The organism is Proteus sp. fly-1089 (assembly GCF_040138965.1).
GTDB lineage: Bacteria > Pseudomonadota > Gammaproteobacteria > Enterobacterales > Enterobacteriaceae > Proteus > Proteus vulgaris_B.
Window position 1 is genome coordinate 1 of record NZ_JBEETS010000013.1, and the last position, 7,908, is coordinate 7,908.

The window sequence follows — 7,908 nt, forward strand, 5'->3', positions numbered from 1 at the left end:
TTGATTGTTATAGACACCTAAATCATAGGTGGTGACGGAGGAAAGATTATCAACAGTTGATTTTCCTAACATTTCCGTACGTGCTTTGACTTGTGTGGCAAGACCCGCTTCGCTGACATCCAATGTCATAATGAATGAGTTTAAATCAAACACAAGAGTGGCATCTGGTGAGAGTGTTATTTTCCCTTGTTGTCCAATTTGTGCATCTTTTAGTGATACAAGTGAATTAATAATTTTTTCATTAATAGAAGCAACTTGAGAATCGTCACTCTCATAAGTTGGTGTGATAGAACTTATGATAAGTTGATTATCTTTAAGTACCACAAGCGCATCTGCAATTTTATTGCGGCTTTGTTCGTTTAATACAGATTGATTAGAACGCTCGTAACGTAAATAGACTGGGATCGTCATACCTTCTTCTAATGCAGTGGCAAAGACACTAGGAATAATATAATTACCAATCTTTAAACTGGTTGGTTGGCTATATGTATTCTCGGACAATAGGAACATAGCAATGCCTAGTGCCACTACAGATTTACGCACAAGGAGTCCTTATTAATTAATTTATAATAATAAAATCGTCGTTATGCCAAATACCAACAGTTGCTTTTTTACTTTGAACATCGACTTGCTTTAACTTGACGCCAAGACCTGGCATAACGTAGTAGCGTTCACTACAGCGATTATTTTCATTTTTTGTCACAGCATCTGGCATGCAATCACCTGTAGCGACGGTACGAAACGAGCTATTTCCTGTGTTATAGACAATGCGAGCATTTTTATCGAAACGGTAATCAAATTTTTCTTGGCGAGGAGCAACCACTAAAATGGTGCTTATCATGGCAGACGTCGTTGCCGTTGCGGCTTTTGCATTTTGCGTTGATCCTGTTTCAGTCACCGGATCGTCACGCCAGACTAAGCGATAGTAACGTTCTTGGTTATCACTAGGGCCTTTATAGAAAATTTTAAAACTTTCTTTGGTTTTACCGGGTAAAATTAGGTTTGCTGGTGAGATCAAAATCTCGTTATTGACTAAAGGGAGCACTTTTCCATCTTCCAACGGTGATGAAATGCGCTCAATAGATAATCCGACTAAACGAGCCTGATCGACATTATTTTCAATTTCTTTGGCAAGAATAGTTTGGTCAGATGGCATAGTTTCGGTAATGGCACCGACATGAATGGCTGCTGCAAATTGGCTATAAAAAACCAAAGGACTCAAACAGGCTAATATTATTTTTTTCATAGCGAATCCTTGAGGGAGAGCGAAAATTCGCTCATCCCTTTATTATTAAAAAACTAACTTTATGGCTTATGGAGTTGTTGTGAAGTCGCCTTCCCAAGTTGCAGTAAACTGAACTTTAACATCACCATCCCAGTAACCATCAGCTAAATCAGAGAATTTAGCATCAGCACCAGCAACTTTTGCGGAAGCGATATTGAAGGTGAATTGACTTTGGCCACTTACACGATCTTTACCGTTGTAAGCGCCATCTTGGGCTAAGAAATCAAGACCAGCTGTTGTGCCAGCAGCTACGTCAACCATTGTGGTTTCTGTAGAGTTAGTTAATGCAGTGCCATTCCATTTAATACCAACAGTTAATTCACTATCGTCAGATGCACGCGTTAATTTATCGGTGATGATTTTTGATGTCAGTTTGAAGTCAGTTGCTTTTTCTTGACCTTGGATAGTGATGTCAAAAGCACCATCTTGAGAGTTAAACGCTTTAACACCTTCAGCGTAATTGAAAGTTAATGATTTTAATGGTGTAACCACTAACATACTTTTAGTATCTTTGTATGCTTTAGCATCCCATGAAGCAACAGCACTTGCTTTACGAGTATCAGCTTGAGCAAGAGTTGTCGCACCCATAATAGCTACAGCAAGAACAGCCAATGTCAGCTTTTTCATAAAATATCCTTTGATGATTATCTATAATAGATTGATTTTATCTTTCTATTAATGAAAGAAATTAAATACACTGATACATTCTTCAAATAAAAGAATTTCTCTTTAAATAATTTCAAGAAAATATTTAAAGAATAACTCTTTTATTGATTAGTTTGAGGTGGGGTCTTCTTGATTTCTTTTGTTAAGTCTCCATAAATAAAAAATCTTATTTTTTAGGTTTTAAATAAAAATAATCTAGCTTTATTTAATGTGCTTAATTTCTTTCAATTAAGATATAAATATAATTAAATATTATTTAATGGCGTTAATTTAAACAATAGGAGGAAGTAAAGTGATAAGAAAAATCCTATAAGTATTCTTTCTTAATTTCAATTGATAAAAAAATATTACTAATAACATCTATTTTTATCTTTATTTAGTGGTTTTTATGAAAATCTGATTAATTTATTTTATGGTTTTTTTGTTTTTCTTTATATTTATTATTTGGAATTTTTAGTTTTTTTTATATAAATGCATTCTATAATAGACTGTGTTAGTTATTTTATACTTAAATCTTAGATGTAATAGATTATAATCCTGTTTACGGCATTGGATTTACATATTTACTCACTTTTTGAGTTTGGTATTTTTTTATCTACAAAGTTTTTTATATTTTCTATAAATTAAAATCAATAAACTATCCAATTACGATTTGTATTTTTCATTTAGAATTAAAAATAATTGTTTTATATTTTTCATACCATCAAAAAACTATTATCATTAAAAGAGGTGTTATCTTTTAATGATAATATAAAAAATATTTAAATTGAAAATTAGTTATATAATAGTGTTAATGAAGGATTAGAAAATAGTAAATTTCTTATTTTAAAATGAAAATAAAAAATGATCTTTATCGGGTGGTTAGTTAATTTTTTACGTTGTATTAAAGATAATCGTGTTATTTCGTGGGCTTACCCGCACATGATTGTGCGGGTTTTTTATATCGTTAATTTAAAAAGGGGCTATGATGAGAGCGATTCAATAATCAGCTCACCTTTGTTTATATCTATTTTTAGTTTCTGGGATTCAGTCACTTTTAATAGTGTAGGCCCTAAATTCACTAACATAGGTAAATGCATTTCAGTGGCAATAATGGCGCTGTGAGAACGACTATCACCTATAGCTAAAGCAATGCCAACTAATGGACTATCAGTTAATTGGATTAAGGTGGAAGGGAAAAGCTCTTTAGCAACCAAAATAGCCGGTTGTGATGGTGTAAATGCAGGGCGTGTTTTATCTTGCAATTGATAGAGGACTTGATTACGCAGATCACGGAGATCAAGCTCACGAGCCCGTAAATAAGGATCAGTGAGTGCACAATAAAGCTGTATTCTCTCTTGCATTTCATCAGACCAGCTTTGTTGTGCGTTAATTTTTTCTTCTTTAATACGATCAACTACAGATGTGATTAATTCATCATCATCTAACATCATGATATGGCCATTAAAAATAGCCCCAATGTGCTCTCCTAAGACTTGATTCGCTTTTTCCGCATACTGTTTTAGAACGTTTAACGTATTTTTGATGGCATGATTAAATTTGATGATTTGAGTATCAATATCTATTGATTCAGACAAATTTTCTACGGGCGACAATTCAGTTTCATGCCAAATAAAAGCTGGGGCTTTAATTTGGGCGATAGGGGTTAAAATGCCTTTTAGGGTTGTCTTGTCAGAATCAGAAGGAAGTTCTTCGCCAAAGCCATTTTGAGCGAGTTTAAGGAAGGCTGCGATCGCTTCATCTTCTTGTTCACCAGAAGCAATTAGCGTTATTTCATCACCTTGGCGAATTTGTATTAATGAGAGTTGATTTAAACTCAGCGGATTAATTCGTCTATCACCTTTAACTAATTGATAATCAGCATGATAGGTAGAAAGCACTTCCACTAAAGTAGCCGCAGGTCTTACATGTAAACCATGAGGATTACGCACGACCCAGCTTGCCTCTTTACCTTGAATTTTGACGAGAGCATTAATATCATTTTTAGGCTGGACGAAGTTTTCGCCAAGTTGAATTTTTTTTGGGTATAACGAGTTTGAGGCTTCTTCAATGACTTTCTCTAAAGAAGCACCAGAAGAGGCGGCAACGACTGCTGCAAGTGTACCTTCAACTAATGGCGCAGAGCAGAGTGTTACTTTTTCAGCGAGTTCAGGATCAAGTAATTCAATTGCGGTTTCTGCACTTAATATGGCACTACCTAAATCCATCATGACAACGATAGATTGTGCCTGTGGCGAAAATGATTCAATTGCCGTCATAATTTTAACAGCGTCAGTACCAATCGTATTTTCTTCATCGTTAACACCCGCGGCGACCGCAAGTTGACAGTGAGCAGGATTAATCATCTGACTTGCAAGTTCTGCCACACCATCAGCGAGATGCTTACTATGAGAAACAATAACAATATTTATCATGGTAGACCTTTATGGGTTGCTTGTATTGGTTACTTGGTCAGTTATGCATTAATGCTATTTGCAAGGGCTTGTATCATTAGCACAACAGATGCACTACCAGGATCTTTATGCCCTATACTGCGCTCACCTAAGTAGCTTGCTCGCCCTTTTCGAGCTTGCATTGGAATGGTATTTTCAGCGGCTTTTTCGGCCACAATGTGTGCTTGGGTAATAGCTTCTTTGAGAGAAAGATTTTGCTCATTAGATTGCTTTAATGACTCAACGACAGGCCACCAAACATCACACATGGTTTTGTCATTAGGCTGTGCTTTTCCTCGACTCACAATACCTTCTACACCTTCAGTGATCATTTCAACAAATTGATTGAGTTCTAAATTTTGTAATGAAGCGGTCGGTTTTGCTGCACGAATAAAGAAGGTACCAAAGAGAGGGCCACTTGCACCGCCAATATTTGAGAGTAACGTCATGCCTGTGGTTTTAAGGATCGTACCAATATCTTGGTTTTCAAATTCAGGCAGTTTTTCAAGTACCTTTCTAAAACCACGATTCATATTTAAACCGTGGTCGGCATCACCTATTTCACGATCTAAGTCCGTCAGATAATCACTATTTTGTTCAAAAAGTGATGCGCATTGTTCTAACCAAAGAATGATTTGAGCATGAGTTAAAGCCATTTCGTGTTCCCTTTTCTTGTAATTAAAAACTTATTTCACCATCGCCGGTGTATTAACAGGTGCATCCCATAAGGTAAGTAATTCATCATCAACTTTTAGCAACGTAATTGAGATCCCTGACATATCGAGCGAAGTACAATAAGAACCAATTAAAGAACGTTCGATGGTTAAACCAAATTTTTCACAGCATTGGGTTAAATGGTGATAAACACCATAAAGTTCAGATTGTGGTGTCGCACCTAGATTATTAACTAAAGCAATAATGCGATCGCCCGATTTTAAAGGTTGTTTCTCTTGATTTTCATCGATCCATGTGCCGTTTTCACGATCCCAATGACGGATAACGCGTTGATAGTGACCATTTTCGATTAAGGTCGTAAACATGGCATCAACGGTCTCATTGAGTGAAGTGAATTTACGACGATCAATACCTGGCTCTCCATGGATACCAACACCAAATTCCATTTCATTTTCAGGTAAAGTAAAGGAAGGTTTTCCTGCTGCAGGCACAGTGCAAGCTTCTAAGGCAATCCCGATAGAAAAACCATTATTATTAATGTAATGACCTAATTTAACTAGCTTATCAAGAGAGTCGCCTCTTTCAGCTGCGGCCCCCAGTAGTTTTTCCATTAAAACGGTGTTGGCAACACCACGGCGCCCTGCTGTATATAAGCTATCTTTAACGGCAACATCATCATCCACTAAGACGGTTGCAATTTTTACACCATCGTCATGAAGTAGCTCTGTGGCTGTTTCAAAGTTAAGCACGTCACCCGTGTAGTTTTTTACGATCATTAAAACACCTTCACCGCTATCAATCTCTTTGGCGCAGTCATACATTTTATCTGGTGTTGGCGACGTAAATATTTCACCTGGGCATGCACCATCGAGCATACCTTTACCTACAAAGCCAGCATGCATGGGTTCATGCCCGCTTCCGCCACCGGATAGCAACGCAACTTTGCCTTTTATTGGAGCATCTTTTCGCGTGACATAAAAAGAGGAAGGATGAAGTTTGATTTCAGGATGGGCCTTTGCAAAGCCTTGTAGTTGTTCAGATAACACGTCATCAACTCGATTAATCAGCTTTTTCATCTTAAATGCTCCATTTGAAATTTGTGTTTAGTCTTTAAACCAGAAATCGATTTTATGGTTTATGTGGCTGACAAATTATTAAGTAAAGGATAGGCAAACACGTGGTGTTTGTATTATTTAAAACATAAGAATTATTTTCATTTAGCTTAAAAATAAATCTACATCATTTATCTTTCTATAAGAATAGGTTAGTCAAATAACCTGTCAGAATGGGAGCAAGATCATAAAAAAAAATGAAAAAGGGAGTATCTGATCGTGATGATTACATGCCTTGTAAAAGAGTGAGTGCTCTCTCTCGCTGCTCTGGAGAAAGGTTTTTAATAACATCCAATAACAATGTATCTTTGTTTTTTGCGCTTGGCATAAGAGTATGGCTAAAAGTGAGATTTAAAACAAAGGTATGTCCACATTCAGGATCACGGCAAGCACAATAGAGATCGGATAACTCTTTGTGTTTACGATTACTTTTCTTTATAAGCGCTTTTTCACCACATTCAGGACAAAAAATAGTTAAAACACGCATCTCTTTTTCTCGTTGCTATGGGTTATTTAATACCTTCTATATTAGCTGAAATTTGTATTATAACCAGCCTATTTATTGTTTTTTTATATAAATATTTGTTTTTATATCGTTTAAAGAAGCTTAAAACAAGTTTATTTGTTTTTATTAATGTGAATAGTTCGGTTATTGTCGGTTAAGCATTGATAACCGAAGTTAACCGAACAAACTTACTAGCCTGAAATACAAACTTTGTAGATAATAGCTTCACGTTAAATCATACGGAGATGATCAACATATTGAATTTATTATTTATTTATTTTGTTAGTTTTCAGTATGAGTGAATAAATAGACAAGGATGTCTATTACAAATTAACAAGGAAGTTAGCTGTAATATAACTGAATAGCTTGTTATTTATCGCAAATGGATATTGCGCATAGTTGAAATAAAAGGAACTTTCGTTATCTCAATCAGGATTTATTCAGTTACACAGGGTTGTGGTTGCAGCTAATTCTTTACAGATTATCTGGTGAATATTGGGAGGTGAGGTTTCTTTTTACAGTTAAATAAAGTGTGATCAGAGATGAGGTGTATTCATGGATGAATATGACAACACATTAATATCGTTGGTGATCGTAGGTGCATTTATTGCATTAGGGAAGATGCTCGTTGCGAATGAAACAATGACATTAAGATTGTTCATCGGCAAAATTATTTTAGGCTCTGCAGTTTCAGTTGTTGCTGGTGTACTGCTTATTTTATGGCCTGGAATTAATTCTGTCGCAGTAATGGGAATAGGCTCTGCACTCGGTATTGTGGGTTATCAATTAGTCGAAATCTGGTTACGTAAGCGAGGTAATCAATTTTTTTCAGGAAAAGAAAAAGATGATACCAAGTAAAAAGTGCTACGCGTTTTCATCATAATAAAAATCGGTAAAGTCAATTTTGTCTCGAATGACTAAGGAGTTAGGTCATGTCCAACACACTAGCGGTATATGCATGGATTGCACTAATGGCGTTTAGTTTGGGGTGGATTGCTCAAGGATGGCATCGAGACAATATAACGTTAGAACAACGGATGTTAATAACGGCAATCGAAGATCAAGCAAGCATGGATGCTTGCTTTGATCTTCAACTTTTTCCTTATGTATTAGAGGAAATTCATCCCTAATAGGAATAAGAAAACGGTTATTTTACTTAGTGAATATCAGTCCCTGACCATTCAGCAAATACATTGACATAACCACGGGCTTCTACCACGCCAATCCAGTCTT

At 35.9% G+C, this 7,908-nt stretch carries 8 protein-coding genes and 1 pseudogene; 2 read left to right on the top strand and 7 right to left on the bottom strand.

All coding sequences use genetic code 11. From position 1 onward, the window contains the following. From ABN080_RS18030 to ABN080_RS18060, 7 genes and pseudogenes are all read right to left on the bottom strand, one after another. Window positions 1-543 (bottom strand): annotated as a pseudogene (locus ABN080_RS18030) (hypothetical protein); the annotation flags it as partial. 16 nt (window positions 544-559) lie between these two features. Continuing rightward, window positions 560-1,246, bottom strand: coding sequence for an EcpB family pilus assembly chaperone (locus ABN080_RS18035; protein ID WP_349439882.1), 687 nt, complete (start codon window positions 1,244-1,246; stop codon window positions 560-562). 66 nt (window positions 1,247-1,312) lie between these two features. Beyond that, entirely contained in the window at window positions 1,313-1,912 is a 600-nt protein-coding gene (gene ecpA, locus ABN080_RS18040; protein ID WP_196554840.1) for a common pilus major fimbrillin subunit EcpA, read from the bottom strand. Window positions 1,913-2,913: 1,001 nt separating this feature from the next. Beyond that, window positions 2,914-4,365 carry a dihydroxyacetone kinase phosphoryl donor subunit DhaM gene (gene dhaM / locus ABN080_RS18045; RefSeq protein WP_349441656.1) on the bottom strand — a complete coding sequence of 484 codons (1,452 nt, stop codon included), beginning with the start codon at window positions 4,363-4,365 and terminating at the stop codon, window positions 2,914-2,916. Window positions 4,366-4,406: 41 nt separating this feature from the next. After that, window positions 4,407-5,039 carry a dihydroxyacetone kinase subunit DhaL gene (dhaL, locus tag ABN080_RS18050; RefSeq protein WP_196554838.1) on the bottom strand — a complete coding sequence of 211 codons (633 nt, stop codon included), beginning with the start codon at window positions 5,037-5,039 and terminating at the stop codon, window positions 4,407-4,409. A gap of 30 nt (window positions 5,040-5,069) precedes the next feature. Next, entirely contained in the window at window positions 5,070-6,134 is a 1,065-nt protein-coding gene (gene dhaK / locus ABN080_RS18055) for a dihydroxyacetone kinase subunit DhaK (protein WP_196554837.1), read from the bottom strand. Between the two features lie 262 nt (window positions 6,135-6,396). Continuing rightward, window positions 6,397-6,657: an Ogr/Delta-like zinc finger protein gene (locus tag ABN080_RS18060; RefSeq protein WP_115350200.1), complete on the bottom strand. Its 261-nt coding sequence runs from the start codon at window positions 6,655-6,657 to the stop codon at window positions 6,397-6,399. A 573-nt stretch (window positions 6,658-7,230) separates the two neighbouring features. On the opposite strand from ABN080_RS18060, the gene ABN080_RS18065 reads away from it, so the two are divergent. Then, entirely contained in the window at window positions 7,231-7,533 is a 303-nt protein-coding gene (locus tag ABN080_RS18065; RefSeq protein WP_115350199.1) for a phage holin family protein, read from the top strand. Between the two features lie 74 nt (window positions 7,534-7,607). Then, window positions 7,608-7,805, top strand: coding sequence for a hypothetical protein (locus ABN080_RS18070; protein WP_196554834.1), 198 nt, complete (start codon window positions 7,608-7,610; stop codon window positions 7,803-7,805). Window positions 7,806-7,908: the final 103 nt, after the last annotated feature.